This is a genomic window from Pseudomonas poae, from assembly GCA_028869255.1.
GTDB classification, from domain to species: Bacteria; Pseudomonadota; Gammaproteobacteria; order Pseudomonadales; family Pseudomonadaceae; genus Aquipseudomonas; species Aquipseudomonas poae_C.
Genome location: CP110972.1, coordinates 3,344,326 through 3,365,146 on the forward strand (window position 1 = coordinate 3,344,326; position 20,821 = coordinate 3,365,146).

The following is a 20,821-nucleotide window of genomic DNA, read 5'->3' on the forward strand; positions in this document are numbered from 1 at the left end:
TTGGTTCGTTACGCGTGTGTCGGGTTTTGCGGGTACAGCCGTTCCTGCTCGTCAGCTTTCGAGGGCATGACGGGGTGGGTGTATCGACAGCATTCGGTGCAACAGAGCGGCGTGTTGTTCAGAGCAGGCCGAGGGTTTTCCACCACACATAATCCAGTGGAAACAAAACCAGCACGGTCATCAGTGACACCCGTAAAAACAGCCCGGTGGCCTGCTTCAGGCTGACGTGCCCCATCGTCATGGCCAGCACAATCGGCGGGCACTGATAGGGAAAGATCAACAGCCCAAAGACCGGCACTTGCAGCATCAGCGTCGAGGGCAGGCTCAGCCCGCTTGCGCCAGCAAACTCCCCAGCCAGAGGGGTCAATACCGCCGGCAGGCTGGGCAAGGTCGTCACCAGGCCGATTACCGTGCTGATGGCGGTGATAACACCCACCGCCACGGCCGGATGTTCAGGGCTCAGGTGGGCCCAACCCAGCAAGGTGCGGCCCAACATGAGTCCAATACCGCTGTCCGCGACTACCGCGCCAAGGCCCAAAAAGCCTGCGACAAAAATCAGCGGCGTCACATGCACGCCTTCGGTGAACGCCTTGACGCTCAGGATGTTCATCGCCGGCCACAGGCATACCAGCGCAGCGCCCAACGACACCCAGGCGGGTGATACGCCATGAATGAAGTCAGTCATGAACAACAGCACCGATAGCCCCAATACCCAGAGCAAATTGCGCTCCGGCACCGTCAGCGGCGCACTCTGCGTGCGTGCCACCGGCAGGCATGGCCGGCGCTCTGGGAACAGCCTGGCGATCATCACGACGATCAACCCGGCCTTGGCCAGCCCCAGCACGGGAAAGTGCGCAAGCAAGTAAGGCGCGTACGCCAGGTGAATCCCATACATGGACTCAGCCGCGCCGAGCAGTACGCTGTTGGGCAAATTGGCCGGGAGGATACTGGTCGGTGGCATGTAGCTGCAGGCGGCCACCGTCAGTACCAGACCGGTATGCCCATTGGACCCGGGTGCATAACCGAGCTCTCTGGCCAGCGCCATCACGATGGGTGTCAGCAAAAGGATGCGCCCCGTGGTCGAGGGCATCAGAAACGCCAACACCACACACAGCAGGGCCACGCGCCACAGATAACTGTTGTACGTACGCTGATTGCCCCTGAAGGCACCGGCGGCGATGCGCCCCCCAGCCCGGTGGTGTTAATCGCCGCGCCGAGTACGCTTCCGCCGAAAACCAGCCACCACGCGGTGGAGCTGAAACCGGAAAACACCACGTTGGCAGGGGCAATACCAAACAGCACCACCAACAGGAAAAACGCCAGCGTGGGCAGCGGCTCGGCCAACAACCCAAAGGCCCAGGCACACAGGGTAAAGGCGATGACCAACGCTGCCTGTATCACCCGCACCGGAACCTCGACGGGTAATTCGAGCGTGCCAAGTGCGAGCAACAAGCCGATAAGGAGCGCGTACAAAAGCGTCACAGCCGCTGATTTGGTCACGTTCAATTCCTCAGGCCCCAGTGCTCATACGGTCAAGCAGTGACGGCCCTGAACCGGCCTGTTGCAAACCGGTGAGCGTTGAACAGCCGATCTCGGAAAAGTAACCTTCGGTGCTGGCCTTCCAGTTGTAGGTGCAAACCCTGGCGATGTAACCGTCAGGGCGCACCAGCACCGTGACATTTTCAGTGCTGCCTATGCCGTAAGCCATGCGCGCATGCAGTCGGTCGTCGGCCAAGTCATACGCCTCATCATTGGCGATAAGGTGCGGGCGAATGGCGACGACTCTCACCAGACCCTCGACAACGTTAAGGTTTCGCGCCGCTTCAATCGCCTTTTCACCAAAGGCCAACACCGTAAAGTGAGTACCTCTGAACACATCAAACAACGTGGTGCTGCCGGTTCGGCGACTGGAGCAAGGTGCATCCGGGGCTCTGTCGCCGGCGGCCAGCAGTGGCGTTCGCTCTGCCGCGCCGCCCTGACTCAAGGAGCTTTCGCGGTAGTTGATTTGCAATTGGCGCTCCACGTCACCGCGAGTGAATTTCGGAAGGCGCACACTGCTGACCGAGCCAAACAGTTCGCTGGATATTTCCAACACGGCTGCCGCCACGGGCATGCGTTCTTCCTGATAAGTATCCAGCAGTGCTTCACAGGCCCCCTGCAGGACGAGGGCCAGTTTCCAGCCCAGGTTGCAGGCATCCTGCACGCCGGTATTCAGCCCCTGCGCGCCTGCCGGGGTATGCACATGCGCGGCATCACCCGCCAGCAGGGCACGGCCCACCCGGTACTTTTCAACCAGCCGGACATTCGGCCTGAACAGCGACAGCCATTCGGGACTGTGAAGGCGAATCGTCTTATTGCCGGTAATCGCCAACCAGCGCTCTTGAATCGAGCGCTCCGACAACTCGGGGTCCTGCTCGGAGGGATGCACCCTGAGCATGATCTGGAATAGATGGGTGTGGGGCAGCGGGCACAAGCCAACCATCCCGTTACGCAGCGAGGGCCAGACATGCCAGTTATTTCGACCCAGCCCCTCGACCTGCACATCCCCCACGATCATCCGACCCTCCTGGGAGGTGGTTCCGACAAACTGCACACCCAATTGTTTGCGCACAAAGCTGCGGCCGCCATCGGCACCCACAACGTAGCGTGCACGGATCGTGCTGTTGATGCCGTTGCACACCACCGGGACGTCCACCCCTTCTGCGTCCTGGGTAAGGCCATGGGCTTCGGTCGCCCATTCGACTGACCCACCGAGTTCCAGCAACCGCGCGCGCAGGATCTCTTCGGTGCGCCATTGCGGAATCAGGCAGGTATTGGGAAAGGGCACATCGGGGGTTTGCTTGCGGTGTTTGATCATCGCCCACTCAATCCCGATGAGCGGCAGATGCAGTTTCATCAACGGGTAACTGGCGCCGGCTCGCAGGATGGCGTGCGCCACTCCCAGGTTATTGAATACTTCCAGCGTACGCGGCTGAATACCTTTGCCACGCGAACCGTTAAAAGGTCTGGGAGACTTTTCAATGATGCGGCATTTAATACCGCGGCGGGCCAACTCGCAGGCCAGTGTAAGTCCGGTAGGGCCGGCACCAATAATAAGTACATCGGTCACGGTGCTGCTGACACGTTGAATTACGTTCATGGTAAAAACGTCCAGTAATTAAAAAGATCCCGGCCGCCCACTCTCCAGGCGCTTACTCGGGTTTTATATAAGGCGACGGGGTAAACGGCGGTTGTTTAAAAACGTTGAAACTATCCCGGACAGTTGTTCGGCGCGTTCCAGCGGCGCCATATGGCCACACGCCTTGATTACCAATGCCGCTTCGGGCTTGAGCAATACCTGGGCGTGTGGCATGTGATTAACCGGGGTGATGTTGTCGTCCTCTCCCCACACTAATAACGTAGGTATTTCGAGCGCTCCGGTTTTATCAAATAGTGTCTGCTGCGCGGTTAACGGGAAGTGTCGCAATGTTGAAAGCAATGAATACATGGTGCCTGCATAGTTCAATGCGTCACGAATCATCGCGTTGAGGTACTGCGCGTCTGCCTCAGTGTTAACGTTGTGCCGTATATGCGAAAGAATCGACTGTCGGGCCAGGTGCCGCCCGAACACTTCGGCAATCACCGGGACTTTTGCAATACGCGCGGCGAGCGCTGTTTTACCGGTAAGCCCGGCCGGCCCGACCAACGTCAGCGTTTTCGGTTTAAACCCGTGCTCGGTTAACAGCGTCATCGCAATCAGCGCGCCCATCGACGTTGCGATCACATGATCAATCGCCAGCCCGAGTGCGCCGACCATAGGTCCTGCAACTGGCGCACAAATAACCCTGCGTCATAGGCGCCCTGCACGCGGTCCGAATAGCCACGGCCGTAAGCGCTGTAAGCCAGTGTCCGAAAACCTTGCTGATGCAGGCAGGTTGAAAACCTGTCCCAGTAAAACAGCGGGATCGTCAGGCCGGGGACCAGAAGCACCACTTCGCCATTCACCGGGCCGGCCAACCTGTAGTGCGTAATGCCCTGCGATAACGCAATGAAATCACCCTGTAACCGGCAACGCACGGCGGGGCTCAACGCATCGGTTTCACCCTTGGCGACGAAGTACGACAGGCGCGCAAGTTTCATATGACACCCAGCGTGTCTGTTATTGAGTTGACGATCTCCGCCGGTGCTTCCTCCGGCAGCAGGCGCCCAACGCCCGCGATAACAACTTCCTGGCTGCCAGGGATATCCCGCGCAAAATACTGACCATCTACGCGCTCACCGCGCAGCACTAACGTGGGGGCTCTGATGTTACCAATGTCTGCGGAACGGTCGCGCTGGTCTGTATTGGCAAAGTGAATAAACGCTTCCCGGTTGGCGGGAATACTCATCATGCTGTAAACCCGATCAATGACCGCTTCTTCCAAGACTGTGCGCGGCCCCACCAACTTACGCAGGTTCTTTGCGGTCGAACGCCGCGACATCAAACGACGTAACACAAGTCTTCCGAGCGCGCTGCGGGCCAGATGGAATGCCGCCGGTAATGACTTTTCCGGGTAGCCGGTCGCGTTCATCAATATCAACCGTTGGACGTTATCTCGATGGTCCAACGCGAAGTTCCAGGCGATATTGCCGCCCAACGAGTTTCCGCCAAGTTGAAACCTGCTCAGTCCAAGCCGCTCTACGAACGCCTTGACGAAGCGCACGTAGGCTTCGATCCGATAATCGCTGCCGGGCATCGCGCCACTTAATCCGCACCCCGCAAGGTCAACCCGTACCACTTCAAAGTTTTGCTGTAACGCAGGAACTAATTTATCGAAGCAGTGCAGTGAAGAACCGCTCCCATGCAACAGCACGATGACCGGCCCTTTGCCCTCTCGCTTGTAGTGGACTCGCGTGCCCCCGATGACGACGAATCGGGACTGGGCATCCTGGAAAAAACGTTCATCAGGCATTACGGGCCTCGACGGATTGACGAAGGGATGGCTGAACCCACAAAGCATCCAGCGCCTTTTGCAATTTACGGATACAGTGTATCCATAATTAAGTTAAGCGTGTCAACTGGCGTTTTCCAGAGGCGAACCATTCGACACTTAATGACCAAACGGTTTATAAGTCCCGTCAACCGAACAGCATGATCAGCCGATGAACATAGACGACCAAAACCCAGTGCCCCCCGGTAGCCCTCAGTGGTGGCGCAACCAACCTGTGCGTGAGCAAAAACGGGCGCACGCGGGCGCCCGTCCCTCTCCTTCGACAAGATCATCGCCACGGCGCTGGAAGTCCTTGAGTCAGTGGGGTTTCAGGCTTTCAACATGCGCATGCTGGCAGACAGCCTGGGGTCCGGCACCGCAACGCTCTATCGGCATTTCCAGAGTAAGGACGAGATTTTTGCCTACGCGGCGGACAGGTTTCTGGGCGGGCTGCTGAGCGATGAAACTGACTACGCAGGCTTGGCCTGGCAGGACGCGTGTGCGCTGAGCATGAGTCGCTTTTATCAGCAGTTGAGTGCGCACCCGAACATCGTCCCGCTGCTGGCGACGCAAATTCCTCTGGGACCAAACGGTCTGGAGCTTCGCGAGCGTGTGCTGGGGATGTTTTTGAAAGCCGGTTTCACCCCGCCACTGGCAGCTTCCGCCTACACGACCATTGCTCACTATGTGGTCGGGTTCGCCGGACAGCTCAGCCCCGCCGGGCAGCACTCACACAACGCAAGTGCTGAGCTGGGCGACTTCTTTGAACAGTTGGACCCGGGCAAATACCCGGCAACCGTGCAAATCGCACCGCACTTGTCGGATATTTCCATCACGGATGAATTCCACTTTGGTCTCAAGCTGATCATCGTCGGCCTGGACCACGCGCTGCAGGCCAGCAAGGCCGGCTAAGTGCGCATGACGCTGTCGGGCCTCAGCGCATACCCTGCGAGAAATGTGTCCAGCGCGCGCGTGACCGCCGCGCGTACATGGGCCGGCGTAGGCTTCTGGGTGACGCCCAGCAAGCAGGGCATCACCGTTTCGGAATCGAGCAGCGCCATCAGGTGGCAGGCTGCAACCTCCGGATCACAAGGCCGGAGCTTACCCTCCTCGACCTGGCGTGCAAGAAAGGTGGCGACTTCGCGCACACCCTTCTTGGGCCCTCGTTCGTAGAACCGCAGGCCTATGTCACTGCGCCCGGACTGCGCGATGATCGCGCGGCGTGCCTGGATCGAGGCTTCCAGGCACAGCACGGCCAGGGTGCGCTCGCCGAACTGCTGCAGGGCATGGCGCAAATCATCATGGTCCTTCTGCAGCGCTTCGAAGATCGGCTCCAGGTAACGCTTGGCCATACCGTGCATGACCTCGACGAACAACTCCTCCTTGCTGCTGAAATAACCGTACAACGTGCCCTTTGATCCGCCAACACGCGTGGCAATCTGCGCCATCGACGCACCATCAAAGCCAAACTCCAGAAAAACCTGCGCGGCCGCCTCGACGATGGCCTCGCGTTTGGCTTCAGTCCTGACTCGCATAACGCCTGCTCCACTCCTTCCGTAAACCCCGGAATGATACCCCAGGGGGTCCGATATGGGTTGACGGCGCAAATCCACGCCAATACATTACCGTACAGTACGGTATTTTAAAGATGATTTCGCTCCTCCATCCAGCCCTGGAGAAACGCCTTGCGCCCGCCCATGACCACCCCCCTTAACGCTTATCGCAGTGTGTATTACCGCTTGCTTGCTCACCGCCTGCGGCAAGCCGCCGGGTGGGCCACCGCCTGCGCAGGGCACACCGACCGTGGGCGTGATCACCGTGCAACCTCGGCACCTGGCGCTGACCACGCAGCTGCCCGGTCGCACCTCTGCCTACCTGGTTGCGCAGGTACGCCCGCAAGTGGCAGGAATCATCAAGGCACGCCTGTTCAAGGAAGGCAGCGATGTCAGGGCAGGCCAGGCGCTGTACCAAATCGACCCCGCGACCTACAAGGCTACCTACGAGAGCAATCTTGCGGCGCTCGCCAAAGCACAGGCCACACTCAAGACCGCCCGGCTCAAGGCCGAACGCTACAAGCAATTACTCGCCATCCAGGCCGTCAGCCAGCAGGACTACGATGATGCAAGCGCCTCGCTCGGTGAGGACGCAGCGCAGGTAGCGTCTGCCAAGGCTGACCTTGAAAGCAGCCGTATCAACCTGTCATACGCCCGTGTGGATTCGCCGATTTCCGGGCGCATCGGCAAGTCCAGCGTCACGCCTGGCGCACTGGTAACCGCCAGCCAGACCACTGAGCTGGCGACTGTCCAACAACTGGACCCGCTGTACGTCGATCTCTCCCAATCCAGCACCGCGCTGCTGCGGCTCAAGCACGCGATGGCCCGAGGTGAACTGCAAAAGAGCGGTGCCAACTCGGCCAAGGTGCAACTGCTGCTTGAAGACGGCAGTACCTACCCCCACGAGGGGACCCTGGAGTTTTCCGACGTCACCGTAGACCAGAACACCGGCACCATCACCTTGCGCGCGCTGTTCCCCAACCCCGACGGCGACCTGCTTCCCGGTATGTATGTGCGCGCAGTGCTGCAAGAAGCGGTCAAGGACAACGCGCTGCTGATACCCCAGCAAGCGGTCTCCAGGGACGGTGCCGGCAAGCCGTTCGCGTATGTCGTCGACAGCCAGAAAAAACTCCAGCGCCGCCCCTCCAGACCGAACGCGCAGTGGGCGATCAGTGGCTGGTGCAGGCAGGGCTCGAACCGGGTGACCAACTGGTGGTCGATGGTCAGCAAAACGCCGCACCGGGCCTGGAGGTGAATGTCACGCCGTGGGTGCCAAAACCGGCTGACGACCTGCCCAACGTTGCGAAACCTGCGCCAGCCGCCAAGGCCACCGCGTCAAACTGATCTGCGAGAGAGCTACTCATGGCACGTTTCTTTATTGATCGCCCGGTGTTCGCGTGGGTGCTGGCTATTATCGTGATGTTGGCCGGCATCATTTCAATTCTCACGCTGCCAATCGCGCAGTACCCGGACATCGCACCACCTGCCGTGGCGATTACCGCCAACTATCCCGGCGCGTCCGCGAAAACCCTGGAAGATACGGTGACGCAGGTCATCGAGCAGAAAATGAAGGGCCTTGACCGGCTGAGCTACATGTCTTCCACCAGTGAGTCGTCCGGTTCGGCCACCATCACGCTCACGTTCGAGAATGGCACCAACCCCGATACCGCCCAGGTGCAGGTGCAGAACAAACTGGCATTGGCCACGCCACTGTTACCGCAAGAGGTGCAGAACCAGGGCTTGACGGTGACCAAGTCGGCGATGAACTTCCTCAACGTGCTGGCCTTCACTTCCGAGGATGGCAGCATGAACGCCGCCGACCTGTCGGACTACGTGGCGGCCAACGTGCAGGATGCAATCAGTCGGGTGGAAGGCGTTGGCGACACCACACTGTTTGGCTCCCAGTACGCCATGCGCGTGTGGCTTAACCCAGATCAGTTGGCCAACTTCAGCCTCACGCCAACCGATGTGAAAACCGCGATCCAGGCGCAGAACGTGCAGGTCTCAGCCGGGCAACTGGGCGCCCTCCCCGCCACCGCCAACCAGCAGATCAACGCGACGATCACCTCGCAGACGCGCTTGAGAACCGCGAAAGAGTTCGAGGACATCCTGCTGCGCACCCAGACTGACGGTTCTCAAGTGCGCCTGCGCGATGTAGCGCGCATAGAATTGGGCAGTGAGAGTTACACCAGTGCCGGGCGCTACAACGCCAAACCGGCTGCAGGCCTGGCGATCAAGCTCGCCGCTGGCGCCAACGCCCTGGACACGGTCAAGGCGATTGACGCCCGCATGGCGGAGCTCGAGCAGTTTTTTCCGCCGGGCATGGCCGTACAAAAACCCTATGACACCACGCCCTTCGTGCGCATCTCGATCGAGGAAGTAGTACGCACGCTGGTGGAGGCTGTCGCGCTGGTGTTCCTGGTGATGTACCTGTTCCTGCAGAACTTCAGGGCCACATTGATTCCGACTATCGCGGTGCCGGTGGTGCTGCTGGGCACTTTCGGCGTGCTGGCGGCGTTCGGTTTCACGATCAATACGCTGACCATGTTTGCCATGGTACTGGCCATCGGTTTGCTGGTGGACGATGCCATCGTGGTGGTGGAAAACGTCGAGCGGATCATGACGCAGGAAGGGCTGCCGCCCAAAGAGGCCACTCGCAAGTCCATGGACCAGATCACTGGGGCATTGGTCGGGGTCGCGCTGGTGCTGGCGGCGGTGTTTGTGCCGATGGCGTTTTTCAGTGGTTCCAGCGGCGTGATCTACCGTCAGTTCTCCATCACCATCGTCTCGGCCATGACCCTGTCGGTGCTGGTGGCGCTGGTGCTCACGCCCGCGCTGTGCGCGACCTTCCTCAAGCCTGTGCAGCAAGGTCATGGCGCGGCCACCAGCGGTTTTTTTGGCTGGTTCAACCGCGTGTTTGACCGTGGCAACCATCGCTACCAGGGCATCGTACGCCACGTCGTTGGCAAGGGCTGGCGTTACATGCTGCTGTACGCCGTACTGCTTGGCGCGGTGGTACTGGGCTTCATGAAATTGCCGGTCGGCTTCCTGCCCGATGAAGACCAGGGCACCCTGTTCGTGCTGGTGCAACTGCCGCCGGGCGCGACGGGCGCGCGTACCGATGAAGTGATTCGCCAGGTCGAGCAGCACTTCCTGGTCGACCAGAAAGACGCCGTCTCCGGAGTGTTCACGGTGTCTGGCTTCAGCTTTGCCGGCAGTGGCCAGAACACCGGCCTGGCGTTCGTCAAGCTCAGGCCCTGGGATGAGCGCAAGGGAGAGGCGCTCAGTGTGTCGGGCGTGTCGAGCAAAGCCATGGCCTATTTCGCGACGCTCAGGGATGCGCGGGTGTTTGCTTTCGCGCCGCCGGCCGTGGCGGAGTTGGGCAATGCGACCGGCTTCGACCTGATGCTGCAAGACCGTGCCAACCTGGGTCACGACACGCTGATGAAGGCGCGTAACCAACTGCTCGCCGAGCTATCCAAAGACAAGCGCCTGGTGGCGGTGCGGCCCAACGGGCAAGAAGACACGCCGGAGCTGCAACTGGTCATCGACCCGGATAAAGCCCAGGCGCTGGGCATATCGATTGCTGACATAAATGACAACTTCTCGGCCGCCTGGGGTAGCAGTTACGTGAATGACTTCATCGACAAGGGTCGGGTAAAAAAGGTCATGCTGCAGGCGGATGCCACCTACCGCATGCTTCCCGATGACATCAACCGCTGGTACATCCGTAACAGCGACAGCGGCATGGTGCCCTTTTCAGTGTTTTCAAAGGCGCAGTGGGCTTCGGGGTCGCCGCGGCTTGAGCGCTACAACGGGGTGCCCTCAGTAGAGATCTTGGGCATGGCGATGCCGGGCTCCGCGTCCAGCGGCGAAGCACTGGCTATCGTGCAGAACGCTGTCGCCAAGTTGCCGACCGGAATCGGCTACGAATGGACCGGCCTGTCGCGCCAGGAAAAAGCCTCCACCGGCCAGACCGGCCTGCTGTACGCCCTGTCGATCCTGTTTGTGTTCCTGTGCCTGGCCGCATTGTATGAGAGCTGGGCCATTCCGCTGTCAGTGGTGCTAGTGGTGCCGCTGGGGGTTCTGGGCGCGCTGATCGGCGCGATCCTGACCTGGAAAATGAACGACGTGTACTTCCAGGTGGGGATATTGACCACCATTGGCCTTGCGTCGAAGAACGCCATTCTGATCGTGGAGTTCGCCAAAGACCTCTATGCCAACGGCGAAAGCCTGGTGCACTCGGCACTTGAAGCCGCGCGCATGCGCTTGCGCCCGGTGCTTATGACTTCGCTGGCGTTCATACTCGGCGTACTGCCGCTGGTCTTCGGCAGCGGCGCGGGGGCCGGTGCACAGCACGCCTTGGGCAACGCCGTGATCGGCGGCATGCTGTCCGGCACGCTACTGGCGATTGTCTTTGTGCCGCTGTTCTTTGTGCTGGTGATGCGCTTATTCAAGCGCCAACCCGCCCCCGTGGGAGGACGCTGAGATGCCACGGCTTACCTGTTCTTTATGGGTGCTTGGGACGCTGTTGAGCGGTTGCAGTTTGATGCCAGCCTACCAGCAGCCAGCTTCCTCCGTCCCACCGACGTTTGCCACAAGCGCGGCGGCAACCGCCATTCCCGTGGCCGAGCTTGGCTGGCGTAATGTCTTCACTGACCCTGCACTGCAGGCGATCATCGAGCTGGCGCTGGCCAACAACCGCGACCTCAGAGTGGCCGTGCTGAATATCGAAAAGGCGCGCGCCACCTACCGCGTACAGGACGCGGCGTTATTGCCGAGCATCGATGCCAGCGGCAGTTCCAGTGCCAGCCGTACACCGGCCGACCAATCCCAGACCGCTCAGGCCATGGTTACGCACAGCTACAGCGCGACGCTGGGCTTCAGTGCCTATGAACTTGACCTGTTTGGCCGGGTGCGAAGCCTCAGCGCGCAGGCACTTGAGCAGTTTTTCTCTACCGCTGAAAATCGCCGAAGCACGCAAATCAGCCTGATCGCCGAGGTTGCCACCGACTACCTCACACTGGCGTCCGATCAGGACCGGCTCAAGCTGGCGCACGATACGCTCACCAGCCAGCAAAACAGCTACGCGCTCGATCAGCGCATGTTCGACCTGGGTTCGTCTTCCGCACTCACCCTGAGTCAGGCTCAGACCAGCGTCGAAACGGCACGCGTGGATGTGGAAAAATACACCGCGCAAGTCGCCGAAGACCTCAACGCACTGCGCCTTGTCGTCGGCGCCGAACTGCCAGGCGAGCTGCTGCCCAAGACCCTGCCCGCACGCTCGACAGCCGACGCGAGTCCGCTGGCCAGCATCCCGCCCGGCTTGACCTCGGACCTGCTGCAACGCCGCCCCGACATACTCAAGGCCGAGCGCGACTTGAAGGCCGCCAATGCCTACATCGGCGCCGCCCGTGCGGCGTTCTACCCAAGCATTACCCTCACGGCTTCGGCGGGGACTTCAAGCGCGAGTTTGTCGAATATGTTCAAAGGCGGATCGGGCACTTGGAGTTTCGCGCCACAAATCTCGCTGCCGATCTTCGATGGCGGTACCAACCGCGCCAACCTGGCCAGCGCCACAGCCGATCGCGATATCTACGTGGCCGACTACGAAAAGGCGATTCAAACCGCGTTTCGCGAAGTCAATGACGCGCTCGCGCAGCGCGGCACGCTGGGGCGCCAGCTGGATGCCCAACAAGCGCTGGTGGATGCGACCGCCAGAAGCTATCGACTTTCAGAGGCGCGCTTCAGTCAGGGGATTGACAGTTATCTCAGTGTGCTGGACTCGCAACGTTCGCTTTACACCGCGCAACAAGACCTGATTGGCACGCAGTTATCACGCCTGACCAACTTGGTGACCTTCTACAAAGTACTTGGGGGGCGGATGGGTCGAAACCACCGGGGTTGCGGTCGCCCACGTGACCTCCGTGGCGAACTGAGCAGCATTGGGCATAACGCATGAGGGTGGTCTGCAGCTTTTTTCTCGCGGCAGTTGCCCATTTAAACTAAAAGTCCATAATGGACAAAATAGTTTAATTCGGGAGTTCTCCGTGTCCAGCATCCCCCACGTGATAGACCAGACACAGGCGCGTGAATTGCTCACGCACGTCGACGTGCCGCAGATCCTGCGCAAGCTGTTCCGCGACCTGGCCGCCGGGCGCGCGGTGCAGCCGGCGCAACAGCTGGTGGAGTTCCCGCAGGGCGCCGGCGACTTCATCAACTACCTGGGCGTGTTGGCTGAAGATGGCGTGTACGGGGTCAAGACCTCACCCTATATCGTGCGAGAGCAAGGGCCGTTGGTCACGGCCTGGACACTGCTGATGTCGATGCAAACCGGTCAACCGTTGCTGCTGTGCGATGCCGCCGAGTTGACTACGGCGCGCACCGCCGCGACCACGGCATTGGCGGTGGATGCGCTGGCCCCTCAGAACGCACGGCGCCTGGCGATTATCGGCAGCGGCAAGGTGGCCCAGGCCCATCTGCAGTACGTGAAAAACCTGCGGGACTGGCAGAGCATCCACCTGTTCTCGCCGAGCCTGGCCGGGGCAAATTCCCAACGCGAAAACCTCGACCCGCGTTTAAAGATCGCTGCAACCTGCGATGCCGCGTTGCACGACGCCGACGTGATCCTGCTGTGCACCTCCTCGGCCGGGCCGGTGATCGACCCGGCGCGCTTGAGCAAACCCGCACTGATCACCTCCATCAGCACCAATGCCCCGCGAGCCCATGAAGTACCGCCCCAGAGCCTCAACGACATGCAGGTGTTCTGCGACTATCGCCGTACCACCCCAGGCTCGGCCGGCGAAATGCTGATCGCCGCCGAACAGCACGGCTGGAACCCGAGCGCCGTACTCGGCGACCTGCCCGAACTGCTCAGCGACCAAGTGCCGCCTCCGTCCTACGACCGCCACGTGTTTTTCCGCTCCATCGGCCTGGGCCTGGAAGACATTGCACTGGCGAATGCCCTTTGGAGACAGCTATGAGCCACGCAGACTTCATCATTATCGGCGGCGGCATTGCCGGCGCCTCCACGGGTTTCTGGTTGTCGCCGCACGGCAAAGTGCTGGTGCTGGAGCGTGAAAATCACCCGGCCTATCACTCCACTGGCCGTTCGGCGGCGCTCTACACCGCAGCCTATGGCACCCCGCAGGTGCGTGCGTTGACCCTGGCCAGCCGTGAGTTTTTTGACAACCCGCCCCCGGGTTTCTGCGAGCATCCGTTACTGACGCCACGCGGCGAGATGACGGTGGACTTCAGCGGCGACCCGGCCGAATTGAACGCGCAATACCTCAGCGCCAAGGCCACGGTGCCGCAGGTCGTACAGCTGAATGCGGATGAAGCCTGTGCGAAATTGCCGATACTGCGCCGTGAAAAGGTCCATGGTGCGATCTATGACCCGACCGCCAGCGATATCGACACCGACGCGCTGCACCAGGGCTATTTGCGTGGTATCCGCCGTAATGGCGGCGAAGTGCGGACCGACAGCCACGTATTGGCTTTGAGCCGCGACAGCGACGGTCTGTGGCATGTGCAAACGCAGGCTATAACCTACACCGCACCGATCATCATCAACGCCGCCGGCGCCTGGGCCGACCACATCGGCGCCCTGGCCGGCGCAGCCTCCATCGGCCTGCAACCCAAGCGCCGTTCGGCGTTCATCTTCGCCGGCCCCGAAGGCGTGGACAGCCATGCCTGGCCGATGCTGGTCGCCCTCGACGTAGCCTTCTACATGAAGCCCGACGCCGGCATGTTCCTCGGCTCGCCGGCGAATGCCGACCCGGTGGAACCGCAGGATATCCAGCCCGAAGAACTGGACATCGCCATGGGCATCTACCAGATCGAAGAAGCCACCACCTTGACCATCCGCCGCCCGACCCGCATGTGGGCCGGCCTGCGCAGCTTTGTGCACGATGGGGATTTGCTCAGCGGTTTCGATCCCCAGGTGCCCGGGCTGTTCTGGGTTGCGGCGCAAGGCGGCTACGGCATCCAGACCTCGCCCGCCATGGGCCAGGCCAGTGCGGCCCTGTTGCGCGGTGCGCCGCTGCCGCAAGCGTTGACACAGTTCGGCCTGGACGCTGGTATGCTTTCCCCCACGCGCCTGGAGCCCCATTGATGAACACCGCTGAACACGACAAGGCCTTGCAGAATTTCCGTGCGATCAGCGACGCAATCGCCACTTTGTTTTTCCCCCACGCCGAAGTGGTGTTGCATGACCTGCGCACGCAAAAAGTCGATTACATCGCCAATAACCTGTCCAAACGCAGCATTGGCGATGACTCGGCGCTGGAGGACATGCTCAGCGATGACGTCAGCGAAGTGAATATCGGCCCGTACGAAAAGCTCAATTGGGACGGCCAGAAAATCCGCAGCCTTAGCACCGTACTGCGCGACGCAAAAGATCGCCCCCTGGCAGTGCTGTGCATCAACCTGAATATCTCATTGTTCGAAAACGCCAAGGCGGCGCTGGACCTGTTCCTGTCACCGAGCAAGCTGATCCCGCAACCGGACTCGCTGTTTCGCGATGACTGGCAGGAGCGCATCAATACCTTTTTGCATGCCTGGATGCGCGAGCGCCAGCTGAGCCTCAACCTGCTGACCCGCGACCACAAGCGCGAGCTGGTGCTGGCCCTGCATGCCGAAGGCGCCTTCAAGGGCAAGAGCGCCTCGAACTATGTGGCCAATGTGTTGGGCATGGGGCGGGCGACGGTGTACAAGCATTTGAAGGAATTGAAGGGCTGAGTCCTGAAAACGCCCAAGACGAATGTGGGAGCGGGCTTGCTCGCGAAAACGGCGGTTCAGTCAACATAGATGTTGACTGTGAGGCAGCATTCGCGAGCAAGCCCGCTCCCACCTTTTGCCCGCGTATGACGCTCAATCGCCGTAGATATCGGATTTGAAGTACTGCTGTGAAATCTTCTGGTACTCACCACTCGCACGAATGCCGTCGATGGCGTTGTTGAGTTCGCTGACCAGCTCGTTATTGCCCTTGCGCACCGCGATCCCGGCACCCTCGCCCACGTATTTCGGGTCTTTGAGTTCCGGGCCGACAAAGGCGTAGCCCTTGCCGCGTGGCATTTGCAGGAAGTCATTCAAGGGGATGGTGTCGGCAAAAATCGCATCCAGCCGCCCTGCCGCCAGGTCCATGTAGATCTCTTCGTTATTGCTGTAGCGCTTGACGGTAACGCCCTTGGGCTCGAACACCTCGGTGGCGTAACGGTCGGTAGTGGTGGCGCGCTGCACGCCCACCGTCTTGCCCTTGAGGCTGGCGTACTGGTCGTCTACCACCGCGCCGTCTTTCATCACCAGGCGTGATGAGGTGAAGTAGTACTTGTGGGTGAAATCCACCGACTTCTTGCGGTCTTCGTTGATGGTCATGGACGACAGGGCCATGTCGATTTTCTTCACTTTGAGTGAAGGGATCAGACCATCGAACTCACCTTCGACCCACACGCATTTGACTTTCATCTGCGCGCACAGCGCATTGCCGATGTCGTAGTCGAAGCCGACGATCTTGCCCTCCTCGGTCTTGGACGCAAACGGCGGGTACGCGGCTTCGATGCCGATGCGCAAGGTTTTCTCGGCGGCCAGCACGTGGCTGGAGGCGATCAGGCCCAAGGCCAATGCAGTGATAAGGGGGAGTTTCTTCATGGTCGTGTCTCGCAAGTTGTTGTTGGTTTAGGCAAGAGCGAAGAAAAATGCAGCAAGGATTTTGTACTTATAATTCCATACTGGACTTTTGTGTATTGGTCGTCAATCTCGATCAAGCCCTGCAGTGCACCCGGCAACCTCACCGCATCGGTCAGCGGGAAATACCGAGCATGACTTTTTTGCACAACGCACCGGTGTTTTTGAGCGTTCATCTCTGAATTTATGCGTGCCTATACTCGGGTCAGCCTGCCGGTTGAACCGCAGGTCAGTCCCTACAACAATAATCAAGGACACCGACCATGACCCAGCCCTTCCTGGCCGCTCGGGATTTTCTGCTCGCTCACCGCACCGACTATGCAACCGCCGTGCGCGACTTTCGCTGGCCGCAGTTGGGCGAGTTCAACTGGGCCCTGGACTATTTTGACGCGATGGCCGAGGGCAACCCGGCCACGGCCTTGTGGATCGTCGAAGAGGACGGCAGCGAGCAACGCTACAGCTTCCAGCAACTGGCGGCGCGTTCCAACCAGGTGGCCAACCACCTGCGCGCCCTCGGCGTACGCCGTGGCGAACGCGTGCTGCTGATGCTCGGCAACGATGTGGCGCTGTGGGAAACCATGCTCGCCGCCTTCAAGCTCGGCGCCGTGGTGATCCCCGCCACCGCCCTGCTCAACCCGGATGATTTGCGCGACCGCATCGAGCGCGGGCAGGTGCGCCACTTGGTGGTCGGCGAGGCGCATGTCGGCAAGTTCGAGGGCCTTGGCGATGGCTGCAGCCGCATCTGCGTGGGTGCGGCGCCCGCCGGCTGGGTCGCACACAGCGCAGCCTTCGAGCATCCCGAACATTTCGAGGCCGAAGGCCGCACCCTGGCCACCGACCCGATGCTGCTGTATTTCACCTCCGGTACCACCTCAAAACCCAAGATGGTGCTGCACAGCCACCAAAGCTACCCGGTCGGCCACTTGTCGACCATGTACTGGATCGGCCTGCAGCCGGGCGACCTGCACCTGAATATCTCGTCTCCGGGCTGGGCCAAGCATGCCTGGAGCTGCCTCTTCGCGCCGTGGAATGCCGGCGCCTGCATCTTTATCCATAACGTGGCGCGGTTCAGTGCGCAGGCCTTGCTCGGCGCCCTGGAAAAATACCGCGTGACCAGCCTGTGCGCCCCGCCCACCGTGTGGCGCATGTTGATCCAAGAGGACCTGGCCAGATACCGAACCCGCCTGAACCTGCGCGAACTGGTGGGCGCCGGTGAGCCGCTGAACCCGGAAATCATCGAGCAGATCCAGCACGCCTGGGGCTTGCCGCTGCGTGATGGCTTCGGCCAGTCGGAGACCACCGCGCTGGTCGGCAACACGCCTGGCCAGGTGCTCAAGCCGGGCTCCATGGGCCGCCCGTTGCCCGGATATCAAGTGGCCCTGCTTGACGCCGACGGCGTGCCGGGCACCGAAGGCGAAGTCGCCCTGCCCCTGGACGTGCGCCCGCTCGGCCTGATGCTCGGCTACGAAGACAGCCCGGAAAAAACCGCCGAGGTTATGCGTAACGGCTATTACCGCACCGGCGACACCGCGCAGATCGACGCCGAGGGCTACATCACCTTTGTCGGCCGCGCCGACGACGTATTCAAAGCCTCGGACTACCGCATCAGCCCCTTCGAACTGGAGAGCGCGCTGATCGAACACCCGGCCGTGATGGAAGTGGCCGTGGTGCCCAGCCCGGACCCGTTGCGCCTGGCGGTGCCGAAAGCCTTCCTGATCCTGGCCCACGACGCCCCAGGCAGCGCCGAACTGGCGCGGCACATCCTCGAGTTCGCCCGTGAGCACTTGGCGCCGTACAAACGCGTGCGGCGGATTGAGTTTGTGAGTGAACTGCCCAAGACCATCTCCGGGAAAATCCGCCGGGTGGAGTTGCGGCAGATGGAGCAGGTGCGGCGCCAGAGTGAGACGCGGGGTGAGCACGAGCATTTCGAGGAGGACTTTACCTAACCCAGGGGCAAAAAAAGCCCGGTGACACACGTCACCGGGCCAAACGAAGCGACCGGCTTCAGAAACGCGGTTTCACAGCTTTCCAGTCAGGTTGATAGCGCTGCATCTGTTTCACGTCATCGCGCTGGCGAATGCCGCAGCTCAGGTACTGGTCATGCAGCTTGCCCAGCTGGTCATGGTCCAGCTCCAGGCCCAGCCCCGGGGCGCGGGTGATCTTCACGCAACCATCGACAATCGGCAGCTTGCCGCCCTTGATCACCTCTTCGTCCGGCTCCTGCCAGGGGTAATGGGTGTCGCAGGCGTAGTCGAGGTTCGGCACCGAGGCGGCCACGTGGGCCATGGCCATCAGGCTGATGCCCAGGTGTGAGTTGGAATGCATCGACACACCGAGGCCAAAGGTCTGGCACATCTTCGCCAGCACCTGGGTGTCGCGCAGGCCGCCCCAGTAGTGGTGGTCGGCGAGCACGATCTGCACGCTGTTCTGCGCGACGCTGCGGCGGAACTCGTCAAAATCGGTGACCACCATGTTGGTCGCCAAGGGCAAGCCGCTGCGTTTATGCAGCTCGGCCATGCCTGCCAGGCCGGGCGTCGGGTCTTCGTAATATTGCAGGTCATCGCCCAGCAGTTCAGCCATGCGAATCGCGGTTTCCAGGGACCAGTTGCCGTTCGGGTCGATGCGCAGCGGTACGCCGGGGAAGGCGTTTTTCAGGGCCTTGATGCACGCCACCTCATGCTCCGGCGCCAGGGCGCCGGCCTTGAGCTTGATGCTTTTGAAACCGTAGGTCTCGATCATCCGCCGCGCCTGGGCCACGATCTGTTCTTCGTTAAGCGCTTCGCCCCAACTGTCGGGTTTATAGGGCGAGTCGATGTGCTCGGCGTATTTGAAAAACAGGTAGGCGCTGAACGGGATTTGGTCGCGGATTGCGCCGCCGAGCAGATCCACCAGCGGCACATTCAGCGCATGCGCCTGCAGGTCGAGCAACGCCACTTCAAACGCCGAATAGGCATTGCTCACCGCCTTGCTGGCATGCGAGCCCGGCGCCAGTTCGGCACCGCTGAGACTCGCCGGTTTATGCGCGGCGACGGTGGCCTGGACGATAGCGCGCAAGCCGTTGAGGTCGAAGGGGTCGAGGCCGATCAGTTGCGGCTGCACCTGTTGCTGGATCGCCAGCGCTGGCGCATCGCCGTAGCTTTCGCCCAGGCCGATGTAGCCGGTGTCGCTCTCGACCTCAATGATCGAGCGCAACGCAAAGGCTTCGTGAATACCGCTGGCATTGAGCAACGGCGGGTCGCGAAAGGCAATCGGGGTGACGGTAACGCGGACAATTTTCAAGAGGTGGCTCCTTGTGGGCCTGGACGCAAGGCGTGATGAGGGGTGGGCGGCAGAGCGCCGCGTGGCGTGGTCCGAGCAAAAAACACCACCACCGCCGCCACCAGCGACGTCGCGGCCAAGCCGTACAACCCGCCTTCGATGGAGCCGGTGGTCTGCTCCAGCAAACCGAAAGTGGTCGGCGCGACGAAACCGCCCAGGTTGCCGACCGAATTGATCAAGGCGATCACCGCCGCAGCGATGCGCGCATCCAGATAACCCTGGGGGATCGGCCAGAACAGCGCCGAGGCCGCCTTGAAACCAATCGCGGCAAAACAGATGGCGACAAACGCGAACACCGGGCCACCGGTGGTGGACATGAACATGCCGAAGGCGGCGATCACCAGCATCAGCGCGACCCATGCCTGTTGGTGTTTCCACTTGCTGGCCAGGGCGGCAAAGCCGTACATCGCGACGATGGAAATCAACCAGGGAATCGAGTTGAACAGGCCCACCTCGAAGTCGCCCAGGTTGCCCATTTTCTTGATCATGCTGGGCAGCCAGAAGGTCGCGCCGTAGATGGTCAGGGCGATGGAAAAGTAGATGAAGCAGAACAGCGCGATCTGTTTGTCGGTCAGCAGCTTGAACATCGACGGCCGTGTGGCCTGGGCAGCTTCACGGGCCTGTTGCTCCAATGCGATGGCGCTCACCAACGCGTGTTTTTCTGCTGCGCTGAGCCACTTGGCCTGATGGGGATGGGACTGCAACCAGAACCACACAAACCCGCAGAGCACGATCGAGGCGAAGCCTTCGATCAGGAACATCCATTGCCAGCCATGCAGGCTCAAGCCGCTGACGTTGAGCAACGCCCCCGACACCGGCCCGGAGATCACCGAGGCAATGGCCGAACCGCTGAGGAAAATCGCCATCGCCTTGCCGCGCTCGGCGGCCGGCAACCACTGGGTAAAGTAATAAATGATGCCGGGGAAAAACCCGGCTTCGGCCGCGCCCAGGATAAAACGCAGCATATAGAAGCTGGTTTCGCCCTTCACAAAGGCCATGGCCATCGCCGCCGCGCCCCAGGTGAACATGATGCGCGTCAGCCATGCCCGTGCACCGTAGCGCTGCAGCAGCAGATTGGAGGGGACTTCGAAGATCGCGTAGCCGATGAAGAACAACCCGGCGCCCAGGCCATAGGCCGCTGCGCCGATGCCCAGGTCGGTCTCCATATGGCTGCGCACAAAGCCGATATTGACCCGGTCGATGTAATTGACGATGAACATCACCACAAACAACGGCAGCACGTGGCGCTTGACCTTGGCGGCCGCACGGGCGAGCACGGTCGGGTCTGGCGGATTCTGGAGGGTATCCAAGGGTGAC

18 protein-coding genes are annotated in these 20,821 nt (G+C 61.0%); 8 read left to right on the forward strand and 10 right to left on the reverse strand.

Annotated features, from left to right (window positions below):
• Positions 1-118: 118 nt before the first annotated feature.
• From LRS56_14935 to LRS56_14960, 6 genes are all read right to left on the reverse strand, one after another.
• Positions 119-1,090: a citrate transporter gene (locus tag LRS56_14935; GenBank protein WDU65622.1), complete on the reverse strand. Its 972-nt coding sequence runs from the start codon at positions 1,088-1,090 to the stop codon at positions 119-121.
• Entirely contained in the window at positions 1,090-1,500 is a 411-nt protein-coding gene (locus LRS56_14940; protein WDU65623.1) for a hypothetical protein, read from the reverse strand. Before LRS56_14940 ends, LRS56_14935 begins: the two co-directional genes overlap by 1 nt.
• A 10-nt stretch (positions 1,501-1,510) precedes the next feature.
• On the reverse strand, positions 1,511-3,139 hold the full coding sequence (locus LRS56_14945) for an FAD-dependent oxidoreductase (protein ID WDU65624.1): 1,629 nt from the start codon (positions 3,137-3,139) through the stop codon (positions 1,511-1,513).
• A 63-nt stretch (positions 3,140-3,202) separates the two neighbouring features.
• Positions 3,203-3,796: an alpha/beta fold hydrolase gene (locus LRS56_14950; GenBank protein ID WDU65625.1), complete on the reverse strand. Its 594-nt coding sequence runs from the start codon at positions 3,794-3,796 to the stop codon at positions 3,203-3,205.
• Positions 3,760-4,119, reverse strand: coding sequence for a hypothetical protein (locus LRS56_14955; GenBank protein ID WDU65626.1), 360 nt, complete (start codon positions 4,117-4,119; stop codon positions 3,760-3,762). The genes LRS56_14950 and LRS56_14955 overlap by 37 nt, the downstream gene beginning before the upstream one ends.
• Positions 4,116-4,931 (reverse strand): alpha/beta hydrolase, encoded by an 816-nt coding sequence (locus tag LRS56_14960; protein WDU65627.1) that lies wholly within the window; start codon positions 4,929-4,931, stop codon positions 4,116-4,118. The genes LRS56_14955 and LRS56_14960 overlap by 4 nt, the downstream gene beginning before the upstream one ends.
• A 360-nt stretch (positions 4,932-5,291) precedes the next feature.
• Between LRS56_14960 and LRS56_14965 the strand changes: the two genes are divergently transcribed.
• Positions 5,292-5,861 (forward strand): TetR/AcrR family transcriptional regulator C-terminal domain-containing protein, encoded by a 570-nt coding sequence (locus LRS56_14965; GenBank protein WDU65628.1) that lies wholly within the window; start codon positions 5,292-5,294, stop codon positions 5,859-5,861.
• Here the strand turns inward: LRS56_14965 and LRS56_14970 are convergent.
• Positions 5,858-6,484, reverse strand: coding sequence for a TetR/AcrR family transcriptional regulator (locus tag LRS56_14970; GenBank protein WDU65629.1), 627 nt, complete (start codon positions 6,482-6,484; stop codon positions 5,858-5,860). The genes LRS56_14965 and LRS56_14970 overlap by 4 nt on opposite strands.
• A gap of 190 nt (positions 6,485-6,674) precedes the next feature.
• Between LRS56_14970 and LRS56_14975 the strand changes: the two genes are divergently transcribed.
• The 6 genes from LRS56_14975 to LRS56_15000 all read left to right on the forward strand — a co-directional run bounded on the left by LRS56_14975 (position 6,675) and on the right by LRS56_15000 (position 15,241).
• Complete coding sequence (locus LRS56_14975) at positions 6,675-7,757, forward strand: efflux RND transporter periplasmic adaptor subunit (GenBank protein WDU65630.1); 1,083 nt, start codon at positions 6,675-6,677, stop codon at positions 7,755-7,757.
• A gap of 107 nt (positions 7,758-7,864) precedes the next feature.
• Positions 7,865-10,990 carry an efflux RND transporter permease subunit gene (locus tag LRS56_14980; protein ID WDU65631.1) on the forward strand — a complete coding sequence of 1,042 codons (3,126 nt, stop codon included), beginning with the start codon at positions 7,865-7,867 and terminating at the stop codon, positions 10,988-10,990.
• Between the two features lies 1 nt (position 10,991).
• Positions 10,992-12,464, forward strand: a complete 1,473-nt coding sequence (locus LRS56_14985; protein ID WDU65632.1) for an efflux transporter outer membrane subunit — start codon at positions 10,992-10,994, stop codon at positions 12,462-12,464.
• Between the two features lie 88 nt (positions 12,465-12,552).
• Complete coding sequence (locus LRS56_14990) at positions 12,553-13,485, forward strand: ornithine cyclodeaminase family protein (GenBank protein ID WDU65633.1); 933 nt, start codon at positions 12,553-12,555, stop codon at positions 13,483-13,485.
• On the forward strand, positions 13,482-14,615 hold the full coding sequence (locus LRS56_14995) for an FAD-binding oxidoreductase (protein ID WDU65634.1): 1,134 nt from the start codon (positions 13,482-13,484) through the stop codon (positions 14,613-14,615). The genes LRS56_14990 and LRS56_14995 overlap by 4 nt, the downstream gene beginning before the upstream one ends.
• Entirely contained in the window at positions 14,615-15,241 is a 627-nt protein-coding gene (locus LRS56_15000) for a PAS domain-containing protein (GenBank protein WDU65635.1), read from the forward strand. Before LRS56_14995 ends, LRS56_15000 begins: the two co-directional genes overlap by 1 nt.
• Positions 15,242-15,373: 132 nt before the next feature.
• Here the strand turns inward: LRS56_15000 and LRS56_15005 are convergent, their stop codons facing one another.
• Positions 15,374-16,150 (reverse strand): ABC transporter substrate-binding protein, encoded by a 777-nt coding sequence (locus tag LRS56_15005; GenBank protein ID WDU65636.1) that lies wholly within the window; start codon positions 16,148-16,150, stop codon positions 15,374-15,376.
• 299 nt (positions 16,151-16,449) lie between these two features.
• Here LRS56_15005 and LRS56_15010 point away from each other — a divergent pair, with 299 nt between their 5' ends.
• Positions 16,450-18,132, forward strand: a complete 1,683-nt coding sequence (locus tag LRS56_15010) for an AMP-binding protein (GenBank protein WDU65637.1) — start codon at positions 16,450-16,452, stop codon at positions 18,130-18,132.
• A gap of 58 nt (positions 18,133-18,190) precedes the next feature.
• On the opposite strand, the gene LRS56_15015 is transcribed toward LRS56_15010, so the two are convergent.
• Together LRS56_15015 and LRS56_15020 are read right to left on the reverse strand one after the other, a co-directional pair.
• Complete coding sequence (locus LRS56_15015) at positions 18,191-19,465, reverse strand: glucarate dehydratase family protein (protein ID WDU65638.1); 1,275 nt, start codon at positions 19,463-19,465, stop codon at positions 18,191-18,193.
• A complete protein-coding gene (locus LRS56_15020; GenBank protein WDU65639.1) occupies positions 19,462-20,814 on the reverse strand; it encodes an MFS transporter in 1,353 nt (450 codons plus the stop codon). The genes LRS56_15015 and LRS56_15020 overlap by 4 nt, the downstream gene beginning before the upstream one ends.
• Positions 20,815-20,821 lie beyond the last annotated feature (7 nt).